A 25,354-nucleotide genomic window follows, 5' to 3' on the forward strand; every position below is an offset into this window, starting at 1 on the left:
CGAAGCGCCGGGCCAGGGAAATCATCAGGGAGAACTGAAAATGAAAGCGAAACGGATGCCCTTCCGGTCAATTCCCCTCGGGATGACGATGGCGCTGATGTTGATGCCGCTGGCCGTATCCGCCAGTGATGCCGACCGCGCGGTCGGCATGCATGCGTCGAAATATGAGCACTATGTCGAATGGCTGCGGTCACTCGACACAAAGCCCGAGCCCTATGTCGAATCGGTCCAGGCACTGCAGGATCTGATCGAATCGGACCCGGGCATCCAGATCAACATGAACCGCATGATCGAGCAGGTACCAGAGGCCATCCGCCCCGCCCGCAACGTGGACGAACTGCTCGGCATCATGAACGGGATCATCCACAAGGCCCCGGAATACCAGGCGCCGAGTCACTTCCCGATGTCCGCGCTTTTCGTGCAGATGATGTACACCCCGGCCGGCGAGTATCTTCTGACCAACCGTGAGCTCAACGCGGCCCTGAAGGCCGTGCTCGATGAGTGGAAGGCCTACCTCGACTCGCCGGACTCGGTGCATGTCCTCAATCGGGAGAACGGGTGGCTGAGTCCGGAGTCGTACCGCGAGAATGACCTTGATTCGTTCATCATTCCGGATGCCGACGATCCCCACGGGGGATTCGAATCGTTCAACGCATTCTTCCACAAGCGGATCAAGCCCGAGCTCCGTCCCATCGCGGCGCCCGATGACGGGAGCGTCGTGGTGCTGCCGAGTGACGGCACCGTCTACAAGATAGAGCCGGAGGCGAAGCGCACGGCGAAATACTGGCTGAAAAGCGAACCCTACTCGCTGGAGGAAATGCTGGCGGGCAGCCCCTATACCGACCGTTTTGTTGGCGGCACCATCGTCCAGACGTTCCTGAGCGGCAACAACTACCATCGCTTCAACAGCCCGGTGAGTGGCGAGGTCGTCGAGGCGCGCGTCATCGACGGCTTCATGTTCAGCGAACTGAGAGTGCTGGGCTTTGATGGCGATGCCGGTATCGAATCCCAGGGCTACGACGCCTCGGTGAACACGCGGGGTCTGGTCATCGTGAAAGCCGACGACGAGGATCTGGGTTACGTGGCGTTCTCACCGATCGGCATTACCGAGATTTCATCGATCACGCTGGGCGTGAAGCCCGGCGATCGAGTCCGCAAGGGCGATGAACTCGGTTACTTCAGCTATGGCGGCTCGACGGTAACCACCCTGTTCGAGCCGGATGCCGTTACACTCGACCCGGCGATCAAGGAAAAATCCACCGTCGAGGCGAACGCGCGGTTCGCGACAGCCCGATAACCAAAAACGCTCCGCCCCTCCTTCACGCCTGCTCGGAGGGGCTGGACGCGGGAACGGATCCGGCGGTCATGCCGGCTCGCCGCCGGAGATTGGTTTCACAAATCTGAATGGGAACTTGAATATGCCTGCTGCACGCAACATGGCCGTTCTGGGGTTTCTTCTATGTACATCGTCTCTGGCATATGCCCAGGATCCGGATATTCTTGGCACATGGAAAGGCGCATCCAGCGCCACCGTCATCGGTGCGAATGAGCACTTCGACACTGAGCGCGGCAGTAGCGCCAGATTTCTCAAGACCGAGTTCACCCTTGTCATCGACAGGGCTGAAGGGCGAAGCTTCTCCGGCCGCGTCTCTTCGGGCGGTGAAGAGGAGCCGCTCGTGGGTGCGTTCAGGGCCGACCTCCTGTCGGGCGTCATGGCCGACTATGACGGCACGTATTCCTTCGAGTTGACGGCACCCGACAAGCTGGAGCTCTGCTATCACCACGCCGCGAGTGCAACCGGGCGAAGCCTCGTGGCTGCATGTAACGAGCTGGATCGTCAGTGATCATCGGACCTCGATGAACACCTACTCCCACTCGATCGTCGCGGGCGGCTTGCCGGAGATATCGTAGACCACCCGCGAGATCCCCTCGATTTCGTTGATGATGCGGCGCGAGACGTGATCGAGGAAGTCATAGGGCAGATGCGCCCAGCGCGCGGTCATGAAATCGATGGTCTCCACCGCCCGCAAGGCCACCACCCACTCATAGCGTCGGCCATCGCCTGTTACCCCCACTGAGCGTACCGGCAGGAAGACGGCGAAAGCCTGGCTGGTCTTCTCATACCAACCGCTGGCGCGCAGCTCCTCGATAAAGATGGCGTCGGCCTGTCGCAGGCAGTCGGCGTATTCCTTGTGAATCTCGCCGAGGATACGGACTCCGAGACCCGGGCCCGGGAACGGATGGCGGTGGATCATCTCCGCGGGCAGGCCGAGTTCCAGTCCAATGCGGCGCACTTCGTCCTTGAACAGCTCCCGCAGCGGCTCGAGGAGCTTCAGGTTCATGCGCTCGGGCAGCCCGCCGACGTTGTGATGCGACTTGATGACATGGGCCTTGCCAGTGCTGGCACCCGCCGACTCGATGACATCGGGGTAGATGGTGCCCTGGGCAAGCCACTGGATATTGTCGAGCCTGCCGGCCTCCTCGTCGAATACCTCGATGAAGGTCCGCCCGATGATCTTGCGTTTGGCCTCGGGGTCGGCCTCGCCCGCCAGCGCGCCCAGAAAACGATCCTCGGCGTCAACGCGGATCACCCGGATCCCCATATGCCGGGCGAAAGTCTGCATGACCTCGTCGCCCTCGCCGAGCCGCAGGAGCCCATTGTCGACGAACACGCAGGTCAGCTGATCGCCAATGGCCTTGTGCAAAAGCGCCGCCACCACCGACGAGTCGACCCCACCGGAGAGACCCAGCAGGACGTTCTCATCACCCACGACATCGCGGACGCGGGCCACCAGGTCGTCGATGATGTTACCGGCGGTCCAGTCGCCCGAACAGCCGCAGACCTCGTGGACGAAGCGCTCGAGAATGCGTTGGCCCTGATGCGTGTGCGTAACCTCGGGATGGAACTGTAATCCGTAGAGGCCGCGCGCATCATCGCCAATCCCGGCAATGGGCGCGGCCGGTGTACTGGCGATGACCTTGAAGCCGTCGGGTAGCTCGGCCACCCGATCGCCGTGACTCATCCAGACATCGAGCAGGCCATGCCCCTCGGCGTTGGTGCGATCCTCGATATCCCTGAGCAGCACGGAGTGACCGCGGGCCCGCACCTCGGCGTAGCCGAACTCCTTGGTCGATGAGGCCTCGACGACGCCGCCCAGCTGATGGGCCAGCGCCTGCATGCCGTAGCAGATGCCCAGCACCGGGACGCCGGCCTCGAGCACCGCGTCATCAACCCGCGGGGTCCGCTCGCTATCCTCGTGAACCGACTCCGGCCCGCCGGAGAGGATGATGCCGCGGGGGGCAAAGTCCCGTATGGCGGTACCATCAACATCCCAGGGGCGGATTTCGCAATAGACACCCGCCTCGCGGACGCGCCGGGCAATGAGCTGGGTGTACTGCGAGCCGAAATCCAGAATCAGGATGCGCTCGGCATGGATGTCCTGGGTCATGCGCTCAGTCGCTGCGGTAGTTGGGCGCTTCCTTGGTGATGCTCACGTCATGGACGTGGCCCTCTCGAACGCCGGAGTTGGTGATACGGGCAAACTTGGCCCGCGAGCGGAATTCGTCGATATCCCGGCAGCCGCAGTAGCCCATGCTCGCGCGCAGCCCACCGAGGAGCTGATGGACGATGACGTTCATCGGCCCCTTATAGGGCACGCGACCCTCGATGCCCTCGGGCACCAGCTTGTCGACATTCCCGGCATTCTCCTGGAAATACCGGTCGGACGAGCCCTGGCTGCTCGACATGGCACCGATCGAGCCCATGCCGCGATAGGACTTGTAACTGCGCCCCTGGTACAGCTCGACCTCGCCCGGTGCCTCTTCGGTGCCGGCGAACATGCTACCCATCATCACACAGTGCGCACCCGCCGCCATGGCCTTGGCCATGTCACCGGAGAACCGGATACCGCCGTCGGCGATGACCGGGACATCGCGGCCCTTGAGGGCGCTCACGGCGTTGTCGATGGCACTGATCTGAGGCACGCCGACGCCGGCGATGACCCGCGTCGTACAGATCGACCCCGGACCGATCCCCACCTTGACGGCGTCGGCACCGGCTTCGACCAGCGCGACGGCGGCATCACCGGTGGCGATGTTGCCACCGACGACCTGCACATCCGGGAAGTGCTTCTTGACCCACGCCACTCGATCAATGACGCCGCGACTGTGGCCATGGGCCGTGTCAACCACGAGCAGATCGACCCCCGCCGCGGCGAGCGCCTCGACGCGTTCCTCCGTCCCCTCGCCGGTGGATACAGCGGCGCCGACCCGCAGCCGGCCGTGCTCGTCCTTGCACGCGTTCGGGAAGTCCTCAGCCTTCTGGATATCCTTGACGGTGATCATGCCCCGGAGCTGGAACTCGCCGTTGACCACCAGCAGCTTCTCGATCCGGTGACGGTGGAGCAGCGTGAGGATTTCGTCGCGCTCGGCCCCTTCCTGCACCGTCACCAGACGGGCCTGTGGCGTCATCGCCTCGGTCACTGGCAGATCGAGCCGGGTCTCGAAACGCAGATCCCGGCTGGTCACGATGCCGACGAGCTGACTGCCCTGGACGACAGGCACGCCGGAGATGCCGTGCTGCCCCATGAGCAGCAGGACCTCGCGGATGCTGGCCTCGGGGTGCACGGTGATCGGCTCCTTGATCACACCGCTCTCGAACTTCTTGACCGTCCGCACCTCACGGGCCTGCGCCTCGATGCTCATGCTCTTGTGCACCACGCCGAGCCCGCCCTGTTCGGCGAGCGAAATGGCGAGCCGGGCCTCGGTGACGGTATCCATGGCGGCCGACAGCAGCGGTATGTTGAGCCGGATGTCGCGGGTCACGCGGGTGGCCAGATCGACATCACGGGGCAGGACCTCGGAGTAGTCCGGCAGCAGAAGAACGTCATCAAAGGTCAGGGCTTCCTGGGCGATCTGCATGGCGACGTCCTCTCGTGGCGCTTGGCGGGATAACCGTCCATTATACGGCCGGATTCGTTACAGCGGCAATGTATCGCCCCCCCCCAGCCAACCCGCCGGTCAACTGCTAGGCTGTGCCCATGAGCGAAGCGGAGCGTCAGGACATCTACAGCGTCTCAAGGCTGAACCAGGAGGTCCGCATGCTCCTGGAACAGGCCTTCCCGTTGATATGGGTCGAGGGCGAGATCTCAAACCTCGTCCGCCCCCGCTCCGGTCACGCCTACTTCACGCTGAAGGATGCCGAATCCCAGGTGCGCTGTGCGTTGTTCCGCAACCGCGCGATGCGGCTGCGCTTCACGCCCGAGAACGGCGATCAGGTGCGGCTGCGGGCCCGGATCGGCCTCTACGCCCCGCGCGGGGAATATCAGCTGATCGCCGAGCATATGGAGCCCGCCGGCGATGGCGCATTGCAGCGGGCCTTCGAGGCACTGAAGGAGCGCCTTGGGCGTGAGGGCCTCTTCGACCCTGCACTCAAGCGCCCGATTCCCGCCCTGCCGAAGCGGATCGGTGTAATCACATCGCCAACCGGCGCGGCCATACGCGATGTCATCAGCGTGCTGGGACGGCGCTTCCCTGCACTGCCCATCCTGATCTATCCGGTCCGCGTGCAGGGCGACGGCGCCGCTGAGGAGATCGCCAGCGCCATTGATCTGGCCGATCTCCGCGACGAGGTGGATGTTCTCGTGGTTGGCCGCGGTGGTGGTTCACTGGAAGACCTGCAGGCGTTCAACGAGGAGGCGGTCGCCCGCGCCATCCAACGCTGCTCATTGCCGGTGATCAGCGCCGTCGGCCACGAGGTGGACATCGCCATTACCGATCTGGTGGCTGATGAGCGTGCCGCCACGCCATCCGCCGCCGCCGAGCGGCTGTCACCCGATGGCGAGGCGTTGAGTGGAACGCTTGCCCGGGGAGTCGACCGACTGCGTCAGGCGCTGTCGCGGACGCTCCGCACACGCGCCGAGACAGTCGCGGGCCTGGACCGCCGACTGGCTGCACAACACCCGGGTCGCCGGTTACGGGATCGCGCGCAGCGGCTCGATGAACTCGACCAGCGGCTGACGCGGGCCATCCAGACAACGCTCTCCGGCCGGTCGACGGCCCTGCGCAACCTGGAGCGGCGATTGCGGACCCACCCGCCGAGTCATCTCATCCAGCGCCTGGGCACCCATCGCGCCCATCTCGGACAGCGACTCGAGCGCGCCATGCGGGAGGTGATCGCGCTGCGCAGGGCCCGGCTGCACGAGAACGGTCGTGCGCTGGAGAGTGTCAGTCCCCTGGCGACGCTCCATCGCGGATACGCCATCGTCCAGCAGGCCTCCGATGGCACCATTCTCCGCGAGGCATCATCGGTGAGTGTCGGCGAGCAGATCCAGGCCCGCCTCGGCCAGGGAACACTCCTGGCCCGGGTCGAGGGCCATGACGACGATACGCCGCTCACCGGCGAGAACTGATCCAGGGCAAAACCGCATCGCGTCTGGCTTGTTGAGTTGGCGCCCCACGCGCATCATGGCGGCACTATCCGCACCGCACCCTTGGGAGATTATGGATCTCGACGTCAGCCTCGGCCGCTACGGCCTCGACTTCGCCAGCCTGCAGACGCCTGAGGGCCTCTATCGGCTTGACCAGGCCTTTCTTGATGACCTGAAGACCGCAGCGCCCTCACTGGCCGCCCGGCTGCTCGACTACCGCGGCCGCGGGACGGACCTGCCTGGCACCGAGAACAGCGAGCTGCTGATCGAACTCGGTCCGCATGTCGAGACCTTCATCGGCCGGCTCTTCGGGATCGAATCAGAGCTGAATGCGCTGCGCGAATCGATCCTGGCGGACGACGTGGTGATGCAGTTCAAGCAGGCCTTCGTCCAGCGCCGCGTCAAGAAACACCGCCGTCCGGTTGAGTACGGCTTCGAGGAACTCGATGCCGCGGTCCGCGCGAGTCTCGGGCACGTCGAGAACGACGACGAGGAGCGTGCCATCGCACGATTCGGCATGGCACTGCTGGAGGACGAAGCGGCCAACGCCGATGCCATTGAGACACTCACCGCCTGGTGCAAGCTTGCGCGCCAGACAGCCGCCGGTCAGGCGCGCGTGAGGGGCTGGGCGAGCTTCCGGCTCCCCGAGCGGGTCGACCACTTCGATCTGGTGCCCACCGAGACGGTGGAGGTGGACGGTGTGGATCGACGGCAGGCGGATCCCGGGCGCTGGCGGCACCGCGACGGCTTTTCGCTGACCGATGGCCGCATGGGCAGTCGCGACGTACAGAGCGAGATCCACTATTGCATCTACTGCCATGACCACGAGGGCGATTTCTGCTCCCGCGGTTTCCCGGAGAAAAAGGCCCAGCCCGAGCTCGGCTTCAAGGTGGATCCGCTGGGCGTCACGCTCACCGGCTGCCCGCTCGAGGAGAAGATCTCCGAGATGCATGTCCTGCGCCGCGATGGCTACAACCTCGCCGCACTGGCCATGATCATGGTCGACAATCCCATGGTCCCGGCGACCGGCCATCGCATCTGCAATGACTGCATGAAGGGCTGCATCTACCAGAAGCAGGACCCGGTCAACATCCCGCAGATCGAGACCCGCGTGCTCACGGACAGTCTCGACCTCACCTGGGGCGTGGAGCTCTATCATCTACTGACCCGCTGGAACCCGCTACGCCGCGAGCAGTACATCCAGCGCCCGGACAACAACCGCCGCGTGCTGGTCGCCGGCATGGGCCCGGCAGGCTTCACCATGGCGCATCATCTCACCATGAACGGCACGGCCGTGGTGGGTATCGACGGACTCAAGATCGAGCCGCTGCCAACGGATCTGCTGAAGCATCCGGTCGAAAAGTGGGCCGACCTGCAGGAAGATCTCGATGAGCGCATCCTGCTCGGCTTTGGCGGTGTCGCCGAGTACGGGATCACTGTGCGCTGGGACAAGAATTTCCTGAAACTGATCTATCTGACGCTGGCCCGGCGGCACAACTTCCGAGTGTTCGGCGGCGCCCGGCTGGGCGGTACCGTCACGCTGGAGGACGCCTGGTCACTTGGCTTCGATCACGTCGTCAACGCCACTGGTGCCGGGCTGCCGCGGGTGGTGCACATGGGCAACAGTCTGGCCCGGGGAATGCGCCAGGCAAGCGACTTTCTCATGGCACTGCAGCTCACCGGCGCCGCCAAGGCATCAAGCCTGGCGAGCCTGCAGGTGCGGCTGCCCGCCGTGGTCGTCGGTGGCGGCCTGACCGGCATCGACACTGCCACCGAGGTCCAGGCGTATTACGTCAAACAGGTCGAGAAGATCCTGGAGCGCTATGAACGGCTGTCGGAGCAACTCGGCACCGAGGCCGTCACCGCCGGCATGAACGACGAGGATCAGGCAACCCTGACCGAATTCGTCGACCATGGGCGGGCCATCCGCGAAGAGCGGGCCAGGGCCGCCGCTGAGGACCGCGAGCCCGACTTCAATCCGCTCATTCGCGCCTGGGGCGGCGTCACCGTTGCCTACCGCAAGGGCATGACGGATTCCCCCGCCTACGTGCGCAACCACGAGGAAGTCATCAAGGCCACGGAGGAAGCGCTTTACTATGCCGAGGGGCTCGAGCCACTCCATGCCGAGGTGGACGAGTACGAGCATGTGAGCGCCCTCATCTGCCGCGAACTGGCCCATCGGGATGGCCATTGGGTGCCGACGGGCGCCGAGCGCCGACTGCCCGCGCGGGCCATTTTCATCGCTGCAGGCACGGTGCCCAACACGATTTACGAGCGCGAACATCACGACACCTTCCGGCTCGACGGCAATCACTTCCTGGCGCATACGCCCACCGATCAGGGACTGGAGCCCGTGGACGACACCGAGCACTGCAAGTCGAAGGTCTTCGGTCCCTTCACCTCCTACAACGAAGGGGGGCGTCGGGTCACCTTCATCGGCGACACGCATCCGGCCTTCCACGGTAGTGTGGTCAAGGCCATCGCCTCGGGCATGCGGACCTATCCCTATGTCGAGGCCACCATGGCCCATGAGGCACCGGGCAGTGACGAGGCGCATGCCGATTTCCTCGGGCGGATGGACGATCTGCTCACCGCCCGGGTGGTGGAGGTCCGGCGGGACAATCCCGCCATGGTGGAGATCTGGGTGCGTGCACCGATGGCGGCGCGTAACTTCCGCGCGGGACAGTTCTTCCGGCTGCAGACCTTCGAGTCGCTGTCGCCGGTGGTGCAGGACACCCGCCTGCAGATTCCGCTGATCACCGTCTCGGGTACCGGCGTCCGCGATGACTGTATCCGGCTGATGGTCCTGCAGTGGGGGGCTGGCCCCCGGCTCGTGGGACGCCTGCAGCCAGGCGATCCGCTGGTCCTGATGGGGCCAACCGGCGCACCGACCGATATGCCCACCAACCGCACGATCATGGTCGTGGCCGGTCGCTGGGGTGCCGCCGTGATGCTCGATATCGGTGCGGCGCTGCGTGCCGCCGGCAATCGCGTTCTCTACGTGGCGGCGTTCGGCGGTGCCGGCGATGTCGACCACCAGGACGAACTGGAGGCTGGTGCGGATCAGATCATCTGGTGTACCGCGAAGGATGAGCTGATCGAGGCCCGACGGCCTCAGGACGTGAGCCTTCATGCCACCGACATGATTGATGTGGTCAAGCGCTACGGCGCCGGTGAAATCGGCCCGGCTCAGGGCGGTATCCCACTGTCGGATGTCGACCGCATCATGGTCATGGGGGGCACAGGACTCCTCAAGGGCTTCCAGCATGCCGTCCGCGGCGATCTGGCTGGACTCGTGGCGGAAGACTGCGATGCATTCGGGACCGTTGGCAGCCCGATGCAGTGCATGATGCAGGGCGTCTGTGCCCAGTGCCTGCAGTGGCAGGTCGACCCCGAGACCGGCAAGCGCACGCGACCGGTGTTCTCCTGCGCCGGCCAGGATCAGCCACTGACCTGGATCGACCTGGACAATCTCTCCGCCCGTCAGCAGCAGAACCGGCTCAGCGACCGGCTGAACGCCCAATGGCTGGAGCAGGTCCTGCCGGAGGCAGAGACGGGTTAGCGCTCGAGAACCACCATCGCGATGGCGTAGCGGCGTTCATCGCTGATGCTCAGGTGCGCGGCTTGAACACCCAGCCGCTCGGCCCGCCGGGCGGCCGGTCCATCAAACCTGAGCACAGGTGCGCCCGCCTCATCGTGCGTCACGCGAACGTCACGGAAACCCGCCTCCCCGCCGATTCCGCAGCCGAGTGCCTTGGCCGCCGCCTCCTTGGCGGCGAAGCGTCGCGCCAGAAATGCAGCCGCCTCACCCGGGCCGCTGGAGAGCGCCCGCCGGTAGCCGGGCCATTCACTGCCTGCCAGCAGGCGGGCGGCCAGACGCTCGCCATGGTCGGCCTGCATCCGCTCAAGGCGCGCTGTCTCGACGATATCCGTGCCGATACCGACGATGCTCAATGCCGCGCCTCGCGGATGAGCCGCTTCATCTCCCGCACCGCCTCCGTGAGCCCCGTGAAGAGCGCGCGGGAGACGATGGCGTGCCCGATATTGAGCTCGGTGATCTCGGGAAGCGCGGCGACCGGCGCGACGTTGTGATAGTGCAGGCCATGGCCGGCGTTGACCTGCAGGCCGAGCGAGTGCCCCAGCGCGGCCGCCTGCTGGATGCGCTGGAACTCGGCGTGAATATCCGTATCACTGCGGGCCTCGGCAAATGCCCCGGTATGCAGTTCCACCACCGGCGCACCGGCCTCCACGGCGGCATGGAGTTGCGCCGGATCCGGATCGATGAACAGCGACACGCGGCAACCGGCGTCCGCCAGTGACTGGCAGGCAGCCGCGCACCGCCCGACCTCGCCGGCGACGTCCAGCCCGCCTTCGGTGGTGAGTTCCTCGCGGCGTTCGGGGACGAGACAACAGTCCGTCGGCTGCACGCGAGCGGCGATGGCGAGCATCTCATCGGTGATCGCCATCTCCAGATTCATGCGGGTCTGAAGGGTTTGGGCAAGCAGTTCAACGTCGCGGTCGTTGATATGCCGGCGATCCTCACGCAGGTGCACCGTAATGGCATCGGCCCCGGCTTGTTCCGCCAGCTGGGCGGCATGAACGGGATCGGGGTAACGGGTACCGCGACTCCGGCGCAGACTCGCCACATGATCAACGTTGACGCCAAGCAGCGGCTCAAGGCTGCCCTGATGATGGGCCATTTTCCTGTTCTCCCCTGGCTGTGAAGCGGCTGTAGAGCTCGCGTGTCTTGAGCGGTCGATTACCCAGATGCGGTTTCAGTGCCGCCCGCATCAGATCGCGGCTGGCGCGGGCCGTGGACTCGGTCAGTGATTCCGAGGCCAGGGCCAGCAGGGTCGCGCCGCTGACCACCACGCCCCCTGTCTGCGGGCCAGCGACCGGCGTGGCGCCATGCGCGGGATCGTACCGGTACCACTGATCAGGCACCAGCGGTGCATCACGTGTATCCCGCTTCAGGGGCAGGCCGTAGCCGAGCAGGGCCAGGAGGTCGCGCTCGAAGCCGCGCAGGGCGACCGGTTCGGACACGCCCTCGGCCAGCCCCTCAAGCAGCGTCAGATAACGCTCGAAGAGCCCGGGATGGGGATCCTCGCGCCCGAGCAGCCGGATGAGCAGTTCATTGGCGTAGAGTCCGCTGACCAGTCGCCTTCCGCGAAGCAGGAATGGCCGGCCGGCCGGCTCAGCACCGCGCAGCGAGCCGAGTTCGGCGCGGCTCCGCCAGGACAGGGCCAGGGGCTGCAGGGGCTGGAGCAGGCCCGCCAGTCGCGAGCGGCCACTGCGGACACCCCGGGCCACCACTCCCACACGGCCATGATCGCGGGTGAGCAGTTCAACGAGCAGGCTGGTGTCCCGATAGGGTCGCGCATGGAGGACGAAGCCCGGTTCCAGCGTCACGTCCCGTGGGCCCGAATTCATTCCGGCGGGGTATATCCAAGTGACTGAAGCATCCGTACATCATCGGACCAGCCCTCGCGGACCTTGACCCAGAGCTTGAGGTAGACGCGTCCACCGAAGAGCCGCTCCATTTCCCGGCGGGATGCCGCGCCGATCCGCTTGATCCGCTCGCCACCCTCGCCGATGACGATGCGGCGCTGGCCGACGCGCTCCACCCAGATGATCGCGGCTATGCGGCGCAGCCGCCCCTCCTGCTCGAACGCCTCGATCTCAACGGTACTGGCGTAGGGGAGCTCATCGCCGAGCATCAGGGTGACCTGCTCACGAACCAGCTCGGTCGCCATGAAACGCTCGTCACGATCGGTCACCTGATCACGCGGGAAGAGCGGCGGGCTGCTTGGCAGGTGGTCAATGATGGCCGTTTCAAGGGCTTCGAGGTTGTCTCTCTTCTCTGCCGAGACCGGCACGACCGCTGGAAATTCCGCGCGCTCCGCCATCCGGGCGATCTCGGGGAGCAGGCGGTTCTTGTCGCGCACGCGGTCCGCTTTGTTGATCACGGCGATCACTGGCGCATTGCTGCCCCTGAGCCGCCGGAGCACGCGCTCGTCTGCCTCGGTCCAGCGACCCGCCTCGGTCACGAAGACCACGACGTCGACTTCGCTCAGTGCGCTGCCGGCCGCCTCGTTCATGTAGCGGTTCATGGCGGTGCGCCCGCCCTCGTGGAGACCTGGCGTATCGACATAGACGATCTGGGCATCATCCCGCTGATGAATGCCCAGGATACGATGCCGGGTGGTCTGCGGCTTGCGGGTGGCGATGCTGACCTTCTGGCCGAGCAACGCGTTGAGCAGCGTGGACTTGCCGACATTGGGTCGGCCCACCAGCGCGACGAAGCCGGCCGGCAGGGTATCCGGCGGGGGGGATCCATGGAGGTCAGTCATCGTCGGCTCCGGCGATTTTCGAGAGCAGGTCGTCCGCGGCGGCCTGCTCCGCCTGGCGCCGGTTTCCGGCGACACCCTGCCCTGCCAGCTGAAGGGATTCACAGTTGCAGAGTACGCGGAAGGTCTGCTCATGAGCACGGCCGCTGACGTGCTCGACATCATAATGGGGCAGTTCCAGATGCCGCGCCTGCAGATACTCCTGCAGGCGGGTCTTGGGATCCTTGAGTGCCTCCATGTCCGGCAGTCGCGCCAGATGCACACTGAACAGGCGCAGCACGAGATCGCGACCGGCCTCGTAACCGCCGTCGAGATAGACCGCGCCGATGACTGCCTCAAGGGCGTCGGCGAGAATGGAGTCGCGACGACGACCACCGGTCTTGAGCTCGCCGCTGCCCAGGACGATGTGCGGGCCAAGGGCAATATCCCGGGCGATCTCCGCCAGCGCGTTCTTGTTCACCAGAGCGGCCCGCAACCGGCTGAGCTCGCCCTCGCGCAGGTCGGGCCGACGCTCGAAGATTTCCGAAGCGATCACGAAGTTGAGGATGGCGTCACCGAGAAACTCCAGACGCTCGTTGTTGGGGCCATCCGAGCTGCGATGCGTCACCGACTGCTGCAGCAGCGTCGGTTCGTCAAAGTCCCACTGGATCCGCTCGGCGAGGCGTTGGAGATCATTCATCAGCACTGCGCTCCCTGCAATCACTCAATGACGTCACCCATGCGTGACCAGTTCGGGCCACCGTTCCAGCTCAGCCAGATGAAAAAGGCCTTGCCCACGAGATTCTCACGCGGTACCGGCCCCCAGAAGCGACTATCACTGCTCCGGTCCCGATTGTCCCCCATCACGAAGTAGTGCGCTTCCGGCACGGTAAAACTGAATCCCCGGCCACTGCTGCCCCGGTGTTCGATCATTTCGTGCCAGTCATCGCCGAGGCGCTCGCGGAAGAGATTGAACGCATCATCCCCGCTCCACTCGCCGAGGCGCTCAATGGGAACGGGCTCGCCGTTGATCGCAAGCCGCTTGCCGGTATAGGTGATGGTATCGCCGGGCAGCCCGACGATGCGTTTGATGTAATCCTGAGAGGGATCCACCGGGTAGCGGAAGACCACGACATCGCCCAGCGCCGGCTCACCAACCGGCACGATCAGATCATGGCTGACCGGCAGCCGAAGCCCATAGCCGAACTTGTTGACCAGGATGAAATCGCCCGCTTCCAGCGTGGGCAGCATGGAGCCGGATGGGATGCGGAATGGCTCGACGATGAAGGAGCGCACGACGAGCACGATAATGATCACGGGAAAGAGCGATCGGCCCAGGTCCACCCACCAGGAGACCCGTGCATCCGCCGGTCGTCGGCGGCGGCGCCATCGATCGAATAACCAGATCACACCACTGACCGCGGTCAGCAGGACAAGAAGCAGCTCGAAATCCAGCATCCGATTGGCCCGCCTGCGCGTCTATTTATCCTGATCGACCTGCAGAACCGCCAGGAACGCATCCTGGGGGATCTCCACCCGGCCGACCTGTTTCATGCGTCGCTTGCCCTGCTTCTGCTTCTCGAGGAGCTTGCGCTTGCGGGTGATATCACCGCCATAGCACTTCGCCGTCACGTTCTTGCGCAGCGCCTTGACGGTGGAGCGGGCGATCACCTTGGAGCCCACGGCAGCCTGGATGGCCACCTCGAACTGCTGGCGGGGAATGATCTCCTTGAGCTTCTCGGTGAGTTCACGGCCCCTGCCCTCGGCCTGATCCCGATGAACGATCACCGACAGGGCATCGACTCGATCGCCGTTCACCAGGATATCCAGTTTCACCAGTCGCTCACGCTGGAAACGCCGGAACTCGTAGTCGAATGAGGCATAGCCCCGCGAAGCCGACTTCAGGCGGTCGAAGAAATCCAGCACCACCTCGCCCATGGGCATCTCGTACTCGAGCGCGATCTGGTTGCCGACATACTGCATGCCCTTCTGCGTTCCGCGCTTTTCCTCGCAGAGCTTGATCACCGCACCGACATAGGCCTGCGGCACCAGGATGCTGGCGTGAATGATGGGCTCGCGGATCTCCTCGACATCGTTCACCGGGGGCAGCTCGGAGGGGTTGTGCACCAGATGGGCCTCTCCCTCCTTGTCCACCACCTCGTGCACCACCGTCGGCGCTGTGGTGATCAGGTCGAGGCCGTACTCGCGCTCGAGGCGCTCCTGGACGATCTCCATGTGGAGCATGCCCAGAAACCCGCAGCGAAACCCGAACCCGAGCGCTTCGGAGTTCTCCGGCTCGTAGTGCAGCGCCGCATCGTTGAGCCGCAGCTTGCCGAGGGCATCGCGGAACGCCTCATAGTCCTCGGAACTGGTCGGAAAGACACCGGCGAATACCCGCGGCTGAACCACCTTGAAACCGGGCACCGGGTCGCCGGTGGGGTTTTTCGCGTGGGTGAGCGTATCACCCACCGGCGCCCCGTCGATGTCCTTGATACCGGCCACCACGAAACCGACCCGGCCGGCGCTGAGCGAATCCCAGGTCTTGCGCTGGGGCGTAAAGATGCCCAGCTCATCCACCTGGAACTCACGCCCCGTCGACATGACCTTGATCTTGTCTCCCTTTCGCAGCTCGCCATCAAAGACGCGGACCAGACACACCACCCCGAGGTAGTTGTCGAACCAGGAATCGATGATCAACGCCTTGAGCGGACCGTCGGCGTTGCCTTGCGGCGCGGGGATGCGTTGCACCAGGGCCTCGAGCAGGTCGTCGATGCCATCACCGGTCTTGGCACTGATGGGCACCACCTCGGCCCCGTCCAGCCCGATGATCTCCTCGATCTGCTGGATCACCCGATCAGGCTCTGCGGAGGGAAGATCGATCTTGTTGAGGACTGGGATCACCTCGAGGCCCTGCTCCACTGCCGTATAACAGTTGGCGACGCTCTGTGCCTCGACGCCCTGCGAGGCGTCCACCAGCAGCAGTGCGCCCTCGCAGGCGTAAAGCGAGCGGCTGACCTCATACGAGAAATCCACATGACCAGGCGTATCGATGAAATTCAGCTGGTAGGTCTGTCCGTCGGCGGCGGTGAAGTCGAGGGAGACGCTCTGCGCCTTGATCGTGATGCCCCGCTCGCGCTCGAGATCCATGGAATCGAGCATCTGCTCGTTCATCTGGCGGGACTGGAAGTGCGCCGATCGCTCGATCAGCCGATCCGCCAACGTGGATTTGCCATGATCGATATGCGCAATAATGGAAAAGTTTCTGATCTGGTCCATGAAGTCCTGGCCCGGCTCAGGCCGCCTGCGGAAACGAGGAAGCCGCAGCAACAAGGGTTGCTGCGGCCCGGCCGACCGACGGCCGACACATCAATCCGACACGATACCCATCAGGGCATACGCAGGGCAAGGAAGCGCTGGCTCTGATCCCTGAGGACGAGCAGTGGGACACTCCGGCCGGACTCGATGCTGGAGACGAGATCGCGGAACTGCCCGAGGCTGTCGATGGATTCACGGTTGACCCGTGTGATCACGTCACCCGGCTCCACGCCGGCTTCCGCCGCCGGTCCGCCGCTGACACCGGTCACCACGACTCCCTCGACATCCGGGTCGAGTCCGAGTGCCTCGCGGCGTTCCGCATTGAGCGGCTCGACGCTCAGCCCCAGCTCCTCGAAATCACCCGACTGGCCATCACGCCCGTCGTCGCGCCGCTGCCCGGCATCTTCCGGTAGCTGGGCGAGGGTCACATCAATGGTCTCGCGTCCGCCGTCACGCATGACGACGACCGGGGCGGTTGAACCAACCGGCGCCCGACCGACCATCGGAGGTAGCGAACCCGACGTGGGCACGTCACGTCCATCGAATTCCACGATGACGTCCCCAGGCTCCAGACCGGCCGCCGCTGCCGGGCTGTCCGGTAGCACCTGCGCCACGAGTGCGCCCTCGGGCCGATCCATGCCAAAGGACTCCGCCAGGTCACGGGTGACATCCTGAATCACCACGCCGAGCCAGGCACGACTCACCTCACCGCCCTCGCGAAGCTGGTCGGCGACCTCCATCGCCAGCTCGATGGGGATGGCGAACGAGATGCCCTGGAACCCACCGGAGCGGCTGTAGATGTGCGAGTTGATGCCGATCACCTCGCCGTCGAGATTGAACAGTGGCCCCCCCGAGTTGCCCGGATTGATGGCCACGTCGGTCTGCAGGAACGGCACATAGTTCTCGGTGGGCAGGCTGCGCCCCTTGGCGCTGATGATGCCGGCCGTCACCGAGTGCTCGAAGCCGAACGGCGCGCCGATGGCCAGCACCCACTCGCCGACCTCGACATCGGACGACTCCCCCGTCTTCACGGTCGGCAGATCATTCCCGTCCACTTTCAGCAGCGCCAGGTCGGTCCGGTCATCGGCACCAACCAGCTCCGCAGTCAACTGCCGCCGATCATTGAGGCGCACGACGATCTCACTCGCGCCGTCAACGACATGATGATTGGTGAGGATATAGCCATCCTCTGAGAGGATGAATCCCGACCCGAGTGACCGCGAATCCCGCCGCGGGGCTGGATCACCATCCTCGTCCATGAACCGATCCATGAAGTCGCGGAAGGGATGCCCCTCCGGCAGTTCGTCCGGATCGGGCATACCCGGGATATTCGGCATGCCGCCCTGATGCGCCTCGATCTCCTGGGTGGTGCTGATGTTGACCACCGCCGCGCTGTTGTCACGGACCAGCCCGGTGAATTCCGGCAGATTCTGGGCGATGGCATTGCCGGCCGACAGGGTCATGACCGTGACGAACGCCATGACGAGCATGCGAGGCATGCGGACGCGATTGACTGGAGTTTTCATGAATCTATTGTCCTGGCTGACTGCTGTCGATATTGGGGACAAGCGAGCGGGCGATGCGTTCCACCGTCACCGCCGGCACCTCGCCCACGACGATGGCCTGATAACCGTCATGCATTCGTCCATAGGCGTTCATCGCGCCCATCTGCATGCCACCCTCGAAACGCCCGGCCTGGCTTTCCGGCTCGATATACACCGATACCGTGGCCAGCCCATCAGACAGCATCATGTGGCGGACAGGGTGGGGGCGACCGGGGAGCTGTTGGATACGGTCCATCTGTACGGCGAACCCCGCGGGCTGGTCCGCCATCGCCCACTCGTGCTGCGGGTGAGCGTCGGTTTCAGCGCGGGCGAGGTCATTGGTAATCCGCGAATACTCCTCCTCCCTGCCCGATAGCGTGGGCTCGAGCAGCGCCGGGTCGATCCGATCCAGGATTTCGATATCCAGCATCATGAGCTGCTCGATGACCTGATCATCGGGCCCAAGCACCTCCGCCCGGGTGAGCAGGCCGGTTTCGCTGTCGAGCCAGACCGAGTAGCCGTAACGGAACTCATCCTGAGGCTCGAGCATGATCTGCATCGCGGGACGACCGGCGACCCGGTCTTTCCCCACCAGGCGCAGCTCATAATGGGGGCGCAGGCGGTCGACGTCCTCGGGGATGCGCGCACTGAGGGGACGACGAAGCTGGCGCTGGTCGATGAGCACCGATTCGCTATTACCCAGGATGCAGGTGACGGAATCACCGCCACGGAGAATTTCACGGTGTTGTCCCGACAGGGAAACGAGACGTTCACGGATACCGGTCTCGGAGTCCGCGGCGCGCCAGATTTTCATGCTGCCTATATCGCTGCCGTGTTGATACACGAACTCGCCGATGAAGCTGTGGCTGTCGCGGGCCTCGTTGGCCCACTCCACCCAGCCGGCGGCCGACTCCGGTGACTCACTGGCCAGGGCGATCGGGCAGACGGCGACGCAGGCGAGCAGGAGAACGCGCCGGGCCGCGGCTTCGACGATGGGCCCGAGCCCTCTAGCGTTCCGCATCATGACTGACGATACGGGCGTATTTCAGCGTTCCACCAAGGCGTCCGGTTGCCGCGTGCTCACTGTGGTTGACGAAGTAGGGACTGAGACGGCGGCGGACCTCCACGTCCCCCGATGCCGCAATGCCGGGTTCGATACTGCCCTCGCCGCCGACCCGGGACAGGTTGCCGGCGGCGGGTTCGGCAGGCACGCGGACCGCCACGTCCATCGATGGCTGGGACGGCTGGGATGGTCCGGACACCATCGGCCACGCCACCACCAGACCGAGCGCCACGCTGGCCGCGAGCGCCACGCCGCCCACGGGCTGCAGGATGGGGGACAGCCGATGCCAGCCGCGGTTGCGGCCCGCCTCTCCGGCTGCGGCTTCATGCGACGGCTCATCGCTCAATGCCTCGCTGACGAGACCCGCAAGCCGGTCCGCACCCGGGACATAGTCGCCACGGGCGGCCGCATTGATCGCATGGTAGCGGCTGAGCCGCTCGCGGAGCGCTGGATCCGCCGCGATCCGCCGCCCGAGGAACCGGGACTCGTCCCGCCCCAGCTCACCGTCCACGAACGCGGAGAGTTGTTCCAGTGAATCGTCTTGCATCGTCGTCACCCGTCTGTCCCAGATATAAGCGGCCGGAGCCGCTTATCTATTGCCTCGCGGGCACGGAAAATCCGTGACCGAACCGTACCGATCGGGCAATCCATTGCCTCTGCGATCTCCTCATACGTCAATCCCTCGAATTCCCGCAGCGTAATGGCGGTGCGCAGGTCATCCGGCAAGTCCTCGATGGCGCTCATCACGGTCTCCTGCACCTGGTCGCGCTGGGCGAGCGCCTCCGGCGACTCCTGATCCTTGAGACGCGATTCAATGTCGTAACGTTCGGCATCCTGTGCATCGATATCGTTATCCGGCGGCCGTCTGCCCTGGGAGACGAGATGATTCTTGGCCGTGTTGATGCCGATGCGATAGAGCCAGGTGTAGAAACTGCTGTCGCCACGGAATCGTGGCAGGGCCCGGTAGGCCTTGATGAAGGCTTCCTGAGAGACATCCAGCGCCTCGGCGTGATCATGGACATAGCGGGAAATGAGCTTGACGAGCTTGTGCTGGTACTTGAGTACCAGCAGATCGAAGGCCTGCTTGTCACCGGCCTGAACACGCTCAACCAACTCCTTGTCCGCATTCGCGGTACTCATTTGCCCTCCGCGCCCGGCGCCCCCGGCAGCCGGACGCTGCCAGAACAAATTGACCAGGGAATACAGTAGAAGTTCACAGTGGTGGCAAGGCTAGCGGATGCCCCGGAGCCCCGCAAACGCCTCACCACGCCTTTGCCTCGCGGCGCAAACGCCGGTGCGACTCGGCATCGAGCGCATCCGATGGAATGACCAGGGCACGGCGACAACCGCTGCCCCGCAGTGAGAGCACGACCAGCGACGGCAGGATCAGAGCGTCAGTGATGCGTGCCACCTCCACACTGCCATCAGCGCAGAGGACGCGGCATCGCCTGGGCGACTCCAGTCTGAAACCCCATGGACCCCGCGCGGGGTCGGGCCAGTGACAGCGCAGGGTGACGACCGTCACCGCCAGCGTGAAGAGCACGCCGAAAGACCTGAGCAGGGCGGGCAGGCCGACACTGATGAGCAGTCCGGTGGCCGCAAGGGCGGGCAGGAGGAGGAGTGCGACGCGCAAACGCCAGCTAGGCCTGAGTCGATAGACCGGAGGCGCCTCTAACTCGGTTGACGATATCGACAAGGGCACCCTCCCTGGGCCGCTGGCCGTTCACGAGCCAATCGATGAGATGGTCATCCTCGCAGTCAAGCAGCTGCTCGAAGGCTGTCCGCCCGGCCGTATCAAGTGACCCATAGCCGCCGGACGGCGCCTCGAGGAACCGGGTCAGCAGGCGATCCAGCTCTGTCGTGCCGCGCCGGCAACGCCAGCGCAGCCTGGATATCTCGCTCATACGCCGCGGCGGATCACTGCCGGGCGACCATGAGACGCTTGATCTCGGCAATGGCCTTGGCGGGATTCAGGCCCTTGGGGCAGGCCGACGCGCAGTTCATGATCGTGTGGCAACGATAGAGCTTGAAGGCATCGTCGAGATCATCAAGGCGCCCGCCGGTATCCTCGTCCCGACTATCGGCGATCCAGCGATAGGCCTGCAGCAGGACGGCCGGTCCCAGATAGCGGTCCGGGTTCCACCAGTAGCTCGGGCAGGAGGTCTGACAGCAGGCGCAGAGGATGCACTCGTAGAGCCCGTCGAGTTCCTCGCGATCCTCCGGACTCTGCAGGCGCTCCTGGTCCGGGGGCGGCGGTGTCTGCGTGCGGATCCAGGGTCGGATCGACGCATACTGCGCGTAGAAATGGGTCATGTCGGGAACGAGATCCTTGACCACCCTCATCGACGGCAGCGGGTAGATCCGCACGTCGCCATCGATTTCATCGATCGCCTTGGTGCAGGCCAGGGTGTTCCTGCCATCGATGTTCATGGCGCAGGAACCGCAGATCCCCTCGCGGCAGGAGCGGCGGAAGGTCAGTGTCGGATCGATTTCGTTCTTGATCTTGATGATGGCGTCGAGCACCATCGGCCCGCAGCTGTCCAGGTCCACCTCGTAGGTGTCCAGCCGCGGGTTCTCGCCGGAGTCCGGCTCCCAGCGATAGATCTTGAAGATCCGGGTATTCACCGCACCACTCGGCGCGGCGTAATGCTCGCCCTGCTTGATCCGGGAATTGGGGGGCAGGATGAACTGGGCCATGGCAAACCTCTCCTGGGTCAGTACACGCGCTTCTTGGGCGGAATGACTTCCATCTCGTCAGTCAGCGTGGTCATGTGCACCGGTCGATAGTCGAGCTGGACATCGCCACTCTCCTGCAGCCAGGAGACCGTGTGCTTCATCCAGTTCTCGTCATCACGTTCGCTGTAATCCTCGCGGGCGTGAGCGCCGCGGCTCTCCTGGCGGTTGAGCGCCGAGTCCATGCTCACCACCGCATTCCCGAGCAGGTTCTCGAGTTCCAGAGTCTCCACAAGATCGGTGTTCCAGACCAGCGAGCGATCGGTGAGCTTCACATCTCCGAACATCGCCTGGATTTCATGGATGCGCTTGTGGCCCTCCTCGAGGGTCTCCTGGGTGCGGAAGACGGCGGCATAGTCCTGCATCGTCTTCTGCATCTGCTCCCGGATGCCGGCGGTCGGGTTCTCGCCATCCGCATTGCGGAGGCGATCGAGCCGCGACAGCGAGTATTCGGCGCTGTCCGAGGGGAGCGGCTTGTGCTCGCCGGTTTCCGCAACGATCTCCGCGGCCCGGATGGCCGCCGCCCGGCCGAAGACCACGAGGTCGAGCAGGGAATTCGAGCCGAGCCGGTTCGCTCCGTGTACGGAGATGCAACCCGCCTCGCCGATGGCCATCAGCCCCGGGACCACCGCATCCGGATCGCCGTCGCGCGGCGCGACCACTTCCGCGCGATAGTTGGTCGGGATACCGCCCATGTTGTAGTGCACCGTCGGCAGCACCGGGATAGGCGCCTTGGTGACGTCGACGCCGGCGAAAATCCTTGCCGTCTCGGCGATACCCGGCAGGCGCTGATGGATGACCTCAGGCCCGAGATGCTCAAGATGCAGATGAATGTGGTCGGCGTTGGGGCCGACCCCCCGTCCCTCGCGGATTTCCACGGTCATCGACCGGGACACCACGTCGCGAGAGGCGAGATCCTTGGCGTTGGGGGCGTAACGCTCCATGAAGCGCTCGCCCTCCGAGTTGGTCAGATAACCGCCCTCGCCGCGCACGCCCTCCGTGATCAGGCAGCCGGCGCCGTAGACGCCGGTGGGGTGGAACTGCGTGAACTCCATGTCCTGCAGTGGCAGGCCGGCGCGCAGCACCATGCCGCCACCATCGCCGGTGCAGGTATGCGCCGAAGTACAGGAGAACCAGGCCCGTCCATAGCCGCCCGTCGCCAGCACAACGATATGGGCACGGAAGCGATGGATCCTGCCGGTGGCGAGCTCCAGCGCGATCACGCCGCGGCATGCGCCGTCTTCCATGATCAGGTCGAGGGCGAAGAACTCAATGTAGAACTCGGCCTGATGGGCCAGGGACTGCTGATAGAGCGTATGCAGAATCGCATGGCCGGTCCGATCCGCCGCCGCACAGGTGCGCTGGGCGGTGCCCTCGCCGAAGTGCGTGGTCATGCCACCGAACGGCCGCTGATAGATCTTGCCCTCCTCGGTCCGGGAGAAGGGAACACCGTAGTGCTCGAGCTCGATGATGGCCGGGATCGCCTCCCGGCACATGTACTCGATGGCGTCCTGGTCGCCCAGCCAGTCCGAGCCCTTGATGGTGTCATAGGCATGCCAGCGCCAGTCATCCTCGCCCATGTTGCCAAGGGCTGCGCTGACACCGCCCTGCGCCGCCACGGTATGGCTGCGGGTCGGGAACACCTTGGTGACACAGGCGGTCTTCAGGCCCTTTTCGGCCATGCCGAATGTGGCGCGCAGACCGGCACCACCGGCACCCACCACCACGACATCATAGGTGTGATCGACAATCTCGTAATCGGCGGTCATCGGTCAGCCTCCGAATGCAATCTTGAGGACGGCAAAGATCGCCGCCGTGGCGAGCAGCAGGGCGAGGAAACGCACGGCCAGCACCAGGGCAAGCCTTACCCCCTTGTGGCTGACGTAGTCTTCGAGCACCACCTGCAGCCCAAGGGATGCGTGATAGAACAGAACGCCGAAGGTGAGGACCATCACGATCGCGTTGAACGGGCTGCCCAGCCAGGCTACGGCGTTCGCGTAGCCGCCGCCCGTGTGCATCGCCAGCCCGACCACCAGCCAGAGCATGAGCGGGACCATGCCGATCGCCGTCATGCGCTGCACCCACCAGTGGGCTGTTCCGTGGTGAGAGGCACCCAGCCCCCGGGCTTCTTTGATGGGTGTTCGGTATTGCATGGGATCTCTCCTCAGACCAGGGCGATGAGCCAGGCGATGAGCGTGAGTGCCACCGCCGCGCCGATGGCGATCTGACCGGAACGCTCCGCGGTCTCCAGCTCGAAGCCGTGACCGGCGTCCCAGATCAGGTGCCGGATACCATTGCAGAGATGGTAGAAGAGGACGAACGTCCAGAGGAAAAGCAGAATCTGCACGGGCAGGCTGCCAAGAATGGCGCTGGCCGTCTGGTAACTGTCTGGTCCAGCGGCAGCGGCGAGCACCCAGTAGACCAGCACCAGGGACCCGGCGGACAGCAGCACCCCACTGATCCGGTGGCTGATGGAGGTCAGCGCGGTGAAGGGCAGACGGTAGACCTGAAGATGCGGGGAAAGTGGACGATTATCCGTGCTCATCGCGGCTCTCTCCGGGGGCCATGTGTTTTGGAATTATCCCAATAAACTACGCTCAAGCGGCTTCGCGCGCAAGATCGCCGCAGCGCAACAAAACACCGACTGATCACTCAGAAGTCGGTACAGCGGCCGTTACTCTCCCAATCGCCGTAGCGGGTCGGCTCGGGTCCGCGTTTCCCCCCGACTTCCTTCGGCCAGGTCTCCGGCCGCTGCCAGTCGGTCTGAGTCCCGGTCCCGGTCTCGGTCCCGGTCCCGGTCTCGGTCTCGGCGGACGGGGATACCTCTTCGGCCGATCGGATCCCGTCGGCCGCATCCAGGTGCTGTTCTTCGCGGTCATCAGTCATGGGAGTCCCTCCGGGTACATGTTGAATGACGCCAGTGGCATCATCTCATGGACATTCACCCGAACGCATTCGATCCGGAGCTGAGCATGCCTGAACCCTTGCCGACCGTGGATGAAATGGAAATGGCCCTGGCGGACAGCGGCATTGTCTGCCCTCTCCCCTCACTGGGCGTTCTTCATGTGGCAGGTGAGGACAGCGGCGAGTTTCTTCACAACCAGCTCACCCAGGCCGTCAACAGCCTGGACGAGTCGACCACCACCCTTGCCGCCTGGTGCAACCCCAAGGGTCGGACCCGTGCGCTTTTCCGCGTCGTGCCGAGCGACACCGGCCTACTGCTGATCGCCGATGCCGGGCTGCTCCAGGCAATCCAGCCAAAGCTGCAGATGTTCATCCTGCGTTCACGGGTCGCCCTCACGGATCTGACGCCGGCCGAGGCACTGCTGGGGCTCGCGGGGCCAGTGGCCGAAACCCTGCTCACCGAGGCCGCTGGCTCACTGCCGAGCCAGCCCGACGGACTGGCGCGGGCCGGCGATCTGCACATCATCGCCCTCCCGGGCGACCGGGGGCTGCGCTATGTGCTTCTCGCGCCGAAGGAGCAGACCAAGGCATTCTGGGAGCGCTTCCGGGACGTACTGACCGAGGGCAGCGAGGCGTTCTGGCAGCTCCAGGATATCCGCGCCGGCCTGCCCGCCATCTCGAACGAAACCAGCGGATCGATCATCCCCACCATGCTCAACCTCGAGCCGCTGGGCGGGATCAGTTACGTGAAGGGCTGTTACCCGGGGCAGGAAGTGGTCGCGCGAATGCACTACCGTGGCCGGCTCAAGCGCCGCCTCTACCGTGCCCGCGTGACCGGGGATCCGCCGCCACCGGGCACCCCCGTGAATGATTCCGAAGGGGGCGAGGCCGGGCTCGTGGTCAGCGCCGCCGGGGCACCTGGCGGAAGGAGTGAGATGCTTGCGGTCCTGCGGATCGACAAGGCCGGCGACGGCGAGCTGACGGCCAACGGCACCGGCCTCGAACTGCTCGACCTCCCCTATCCGCCGCCGGCCTGACGCG

The 25,354-nt window shown here is 64.9% G+C and carries 25 protein-coding genes; 5 read left to right on the forward strand and 20 right to left on the reverse strand.

The window, feature by feature from the left end; translation table 11 throughout:
- Positions 1–40 precede the first annotated feature (40 nt).
- A complete protein-coding gene (locus tag V6X63_RS08490) occupies positions 41–1,297 on the forward strand; it encodes a phophatidylserine decarboxylase associated domain-containing protein (protein WP_367966295.1) in 1,257 nt (418 codons plus the stop codon).
- Positions 1,298–1,436: 139 nt separating this feature from the next.
- Positions 1,437–1,844, forward strand: coding sequence for a hypothetical protein (locus tag V6X63_RS08495; protein WP_367978633.1), 408 nt, complete (start codon positions 1,437–1,439; stop codon positions 1,842–1,844).
- Positions 1,845–1,865: 21 nt separating this feature from the next.
- Here the strand turns inward: V6X63_RS08495 and guaA are convergent, their stop codons facing one another.
- On the reverse strand, positions 1,866–3,449 hold the full coding sequence (gene guaA / locus V6X63_RS08500) for a glutamine-hydrolyzing GMP synthase (protein ID WP_367978634.1): 1,584 nt from the start codon (positions 3,447–3,449) through the stop codon (positions 1,866–1,868).
- Between the two features lie 4 nt (positions 3,450–3,453).
- Positions 3,454–4,920 carry an IMP dehydrogenase gene (guaB, locus tag V6X63_RS08505; protein ID WP_367978635.1) on the reverse strand — a complete coding sequence of 489 codons (1,467 nt, stop codon included), beginning with the start codon at positions 4,918–4,920 and terminating at the stop codon, positions 3,454–3,456.
- Positions 4,921–5,039: 119 nt separating this feature from the next.
- Here guaB and xseA point away from each other — a divergent pair, with 119 nt between their 5' ends.
- Together xseA and V6X63_RS08515 are read left to right on the forward strand one after the other, a co-directional pair.
- Positions 5,040–6,410 (forward strand): exodeoxyribonuclease VII large subunit, encoded by a 1,371-nt coding sequence (gene xseA, locus V6X63_RS08510; protein WP_367978636.1) that lies wholly within the window; start codon positions 5,040–5,042, stop codon positions 6,408–6,410.
- Positions 6,411–6,501: 91 nt separating this feature from the next.
- Positions 6,502–9,990 (forward strand): FAD-dependent oxidoreductase, encoded by a 3,489-nt coding sequence (locus V6X63_RS08515; RefSeq protein ID WP_367978637.1) that lies wholly within the window; start codon positions 6,502–6,504, stop codon positions 9,988–9,990.
- On the opposite strand, the gene acpS is transcribed toward V6X63_RS08515, so the two are convergent.
- From acpS to V6X63_RS08605, 18 genes are all read right to left on the reverse strand, one after another.
- The gene (gene acpS, locus V6X63_RS08520) at positions 9,987–10,382 is read right to left on the reverse strand and encodes a holo-ACP synthase (protein WP_367966289.1); all 396 of its coding nucleotides are present in this window, start codon (positions 10,380–10,382) and stop codon (positions 9,987–9,989) included. The two genes, V6X63_RS08515 and acpS, sit on opposite strands and share 4 nt — an antisense overlap.
- Positions 10,379–11,128 carry a pyridoxine 5'-phosphate synthase gene (gene pdxJ, locus V6X63_RS08525; protein ID WP_367966288.1) on the reverse strand — a complete coding sequence of 250 codons (750 nt, stop codon included), beginning with the start codon at positions 11,126–11,128 and terminating at the stop codon, positions 10,379–10,381. The genes acpS and pdxJ overlap by 4 nt, the downstream gene beginning before the upstream one ends.
- Positions 11,103–11,858: a DNA repair protein RecO gene (recO, locus tag V6X63_RS08530; RefSeq protein WP_367966287.1), complete on the reverse strand. Its 756-nt coding sequence runs from the start codon at positions 11,856–11,858 to the stop codon at positions 11,103–11,105. The genes pdxJ and recO overlap by 26 nt, the downstream gene beginning before the upstream one ends.
- A complete protein-coding gene (era, locus tag V6X63_RS08535) occupies positions 11,855–12,778 on the reverse strand; it encodes a GTPase Era (RefSeq protein WP_367966286.1) in 924 nt (307 codons plus the stop codon). Before era ends, recO begins: the two co-directional genes overlap by 4 nt.
- On the reverse strand, positions 12,771–13,457 hold the full coding sequence (rnc, locus tag V6X63_RS08540) for a ribonuclease III (RefSeq protein WP_367967820.1): 687 nt from the start codon (positions 13,455–13,457) through the stop codon (positions 12,771–12,773). Before rnc ends, era begins: the two co-directional genes overlap by 8 nt.
- A 17-nt stretch (positions 13,458–13,474) precedes the next feature.
- Positions 13,475–14,212 carry a signal peptidase I gene (gene lepB / locus V6X63_RS08545; RefSeq protein WP_367966285.1) on the reverse strand — a complete coding sequence of 246 codons (738 nt, stop codon included), beginning with the start codon at positions 14,210–14,212 and terminating at the stop codon, positions 13,475–13,477.
- A gap of 21 nt (positions 14,213–14,233) precedes the next feature.
- Positions 14,234–16,030, reverse strand: a complete 1,797-nt coding sequence (lepA, locus tag V6X63_RS08550; protein WP_367978638.1) for a translation elongation factor 4 — start codon at positions 16,028–16,030, stop codon at positions 14,234–14,236.
- Between the two features lie 110 nt (positions 16,031–16,140).
- Positions 16,141–17,568 carry a DegQ family serine endoprotease gene (locus V6X63_RS08555; protein WP_456242979.1) on the reverse strand — a complete coding sequence of 476 codons (1,428 nt, stop codon included), beginning with the start codon at positions 17,566–17,568 and terminating at the stop codon, positions 16,141–16,143.
- Between the two features lie 31 nt (positions 17,569–17,599).
- A complete protein-coding gene (locus tag V6X63_RS08560) occupies positions 17,600–18,637 on the reverse strand; it encodes a MucB/RseB C-terminal domain-containing protein (protein WP_367978639.1) in 1,038 nt (345 codons plus the stop codon).
- Positions 18,621–19,223, reverse strand: a complete 603-nt coding sequence (locus V6X63_RS08565) for a sigma-E factor negative regulatory protein (protein ID WP_367978640.1) — start codon at positions 19,221–19,223, stop codon at positions 18,621–18,623. The genes V6X63_RS08560 and V6X63_RS08565 overlap by 17 nt, the downstream gene beginning before the upstream one ends.
- A gap of 5 nt (positions 19,224–19,228) precedes the next feature.
- Complete coding sequence (gene rpoE / locus V6X63_RS08570; RefSeq protein ID WP_367966280.1) at positions 19,229–19,816, reverse strand: RNA polymerase sigma factor RpoE; 588 nt, start codon at positions 19,814–19,816, stop codon at positions 19,229–19,231.
- A gap of 121 nt (positions 19,817–19,937) precedes the next feature.
- Entirely contained in the window at positions 19,938–20,309 is a 372-nt protein-coding gene (locus tag V6X63_RS08575) for a hypothetical protein (protein WP_367966279.1), read from the reverse strand.
- Between the two features lie 7 nt (positions 20,310–20,316).
- Positions 20,317–20,580: an FAD assembly factor SdhE gene (locus V6X63_RS08580; protein ID WP_367966278.1), complete on the reverse strand. Its 264-nt coding sequence runs from the start codon at positions 20,578–20,580 to the stop codon at positions 20,317–20,319.
- Positions 20,581–20,593: 13 nt separating this feature from the next.
- On the reverse strand, positions 20,594–21,373 hold the full coding sequence (locus V6X63_RS08585; RefSeq protein ID WP_367966277.1) for a succinate dehydrogenase iron-sulfur subunit: 780 nt from the start codon (positions 21,371–21,373) through the stop codon (positions 20,594–20,596).
- Between the two features lie 17 nt (positions 21,374–21,390).
- Positions 21,391–23,178, reverse strand: coding sequence for a succinate dehydrogenase flavoprotein subunit (gene sdhA / locus V6X63_RS08590; protein WP_367966276.1), 1,788 nt, complete (start codon positions 23,176–23,178; stop codon positions 21,391–21,393).
- Between the two features lie 3 nt (positions 23,179–23,181).
- Positions 23,182–23,562, reverse strand: a complete 381-nt coding sequence (gene sdhD, locus V6X63_RS08595) for a succinate dehydrogenase, hydrophobic membrane anchor protein (RefSeq protein ID WP_367966275.1) — start codon at positions 23,560–23,562, stop codon at positions 23,182–23,184.
- An 11-nt stretch (positions 23,563–23,573) separates the two neighbouring features.
- Complete coding sequence (gene sdhC / locus V6X63_RS08600; RefSeq protein ID WP_367966274.1) at positions 23,574–23,954, reverse strand: succinate dehydrogenase, cytochrome b556 subunit; 381 nt, start codon at positions 23,952–23,954, stop codon at positions 23,574–23,576.
- Between the two features lie 107 nt (positions 23,955–24,061).
- On the reverse strand, positions 24,062–24,295 hold the full coding sequence (locus V6X63_RS08605) for a DUF1674 domain-containing protein (RefSeq protein WP_367978641.1): 234 nt from the start codon (positions 24,293–24,295) through the stop codon (positions 24,062–24,064).
- An 86-nt stretch (positions 24,296–24,381) separates the two neighbouring features.
- On the opposite strand from V6X63_RS08605, the gene ygfZ reads away from it, so the two are divergent.
- Positions 24,382–25,350, forward strand: coding sequence for a CAF17-like 4Fe-4S cluster assembly/insertion protein YgfZ (gene ygfZ, locus V6X63_RS08610; RefSeq protein WP_367978642.1), 969 nt, complete (start codon positions 24,382–24,384; stop codon positions 25,348–25,350).
- The last annotated feature ends 4 nt before the right edge of the window (positions 25,351–25,354 follow it).

The organism is Spiribacter onubensis (genome assembly GCF_040838425.1).
GTDB lineage: Bacteria > Pseudomonadota > Gammaproteobacteria > Nitrococcales > Nitrococcaceae > Spiribacter > Spiribacter onubensis.

Bases quoted from the DNA above. Each gene is read 5' to 3' on its own strand.
- V6X63_RS08490 (WP_367966295.1), top strand. From the start codon at position 41: ATGAAAGCGAAACGGATGCCCTTCCGGTCAATTCCCCTCGGGATGACG.
- V6X63_RS08495 (WP_367978633.1), top strand. From the start codon at position 1,437: ATGGCCGTTCTGGGGTTTCTTCTATGTACATCGTCTCTGGCATATGCC.
- guaA (WP_367978634.1), bottom strand. From the start codon at position 3,449: ATGACCCAGGACATCCATGCCGAGCGCATCCTGATTCTGGATTTCGGC.
- guaB (WP_367978635.1), bottom strand. From the start codon at position 4,920: ATGCAGATCGCCCAGGAAGCCCTGACCTTTGATGACGTTCTTCTGCTG.
- xseA (WP_367978636.1), top strand. From the start codon at position 5,040: ATGAGCGAAGCGGAGCGTCAGGACATCTACAGCGTCTCAAGGCTGAAC.
- V6X63_RS08515 (WP_367978637.1), top strand. From the start codon at position 6,502: ATGGATCTCGACGTCAGCCTCGGCCGCTACGGCCTCGACTTCGCCAGC.
- pdxJ (WP_367966288.1), bottom strand. From the start codon at position 11,128: ATGGCCCATCATCAGGGCAGCCTTGAGCCGCTGCTTGGCGTCAACGTT.
- recO (WP_367966287.1), bottom strand. From the start codon at position 11,858: ATGAATTCGGGCCCACGGGACGTGACGCTGGAACCGGGCTTCGTCCTC.
- era (WP_367966286.1), bottom strand. From the start codon at position 12,778: ATGACTGACCTCCATGGATCCCCCCCGCCGGATACCCTGCCGGCCGGC.
- lepB (WP_367966285.1), bottom strand. From the start codon at position 14,212: ATGCTGGATTTCGAGCTGCTTCTTGTCCTGCTGACCGCGGTCAGTGGT.
- lepA (WP_367978638.1), bottom strand. From the start codon at position 16,030: ATGGACCAGATCAGAAACTTTTCCATTATTGCGCATATCGATCATGGC.
- V6X63_RS08555 (WP_456242979.1), bottom strand. From the start codon at position 17,568: ATGCCTCGCATGCTCGTCATGGCGTTCGTCACGGTCATGACCCTGTCG.
- V6X63_RS08560 (WP_367978639.1), bottom strand. From the start codon at position 18,637: ATGATGCGGAACGCTAGAGGGCTCGGGCCCATCGTCGAAGCCGCGGCC.
- V6X63_RS08565 (WP_367978640.1), bottom strand. From the start codon at position 19,223: ATGCAAGACGATTCACTGGAACAACTCTCCGCGTTCGTGGACGGTGAG.
- rpoE (WP_367966280.1), bottom strand. From the start codon at position 19,816: ATGAGTACCGCGAATGCGGACAAGGAGTTGGTTGAGCGTGTTCAGGCC.
- V6X63_RS08580 (WP_367966278.1), bottom strand. From the start codon at position 20,580: ATGAGCGAGATATCCAGGCTGCGCTGGCGTTGCCGGCGCGGCACGACA.
- V6X63_RS08585 (WP_367966277.1), bottom strand. From the start codon at position 21,373: ATGGCCCAGTTCATCCTGCCCCCCAATTCCCGGATCAAGCAGGGCGAG.
- sdhA (WP_367966276.1), bottom strand. From the start codon at position 23,178: ATGACCGCCGATTACGAGATTGTCGATCACACCTATGATGTCGTGGTG.
- sdhD (WP_367966275.1), bottom strand. From the start codon at position 23,562: ATGCAATACCGAACACCCATCAAAGAAGCCCGGGGGCTGGGTGCCTCT.
- sdhC (WP_367966274.1), bottom strand. From the start codon at position 23,954: ATGAGCACGGATAATCGTCCACTTTCCCCGCATCTTCAGGTCTACCGT.
- V6X63_RS08605 (WP_367978641.1), bottom strand. From the start codon at position 24,295: ATGACTGATGACCGCGAAGAACAGCACCTGGATGCGGCCGACGGGATC.
- ygfZ (WP_367978642.1), top strand. From the start codon at position 24,382: ATGCCTGAACCCTTGCCGACCGTGGATGAAATGGAAATGGCCCTGGCG.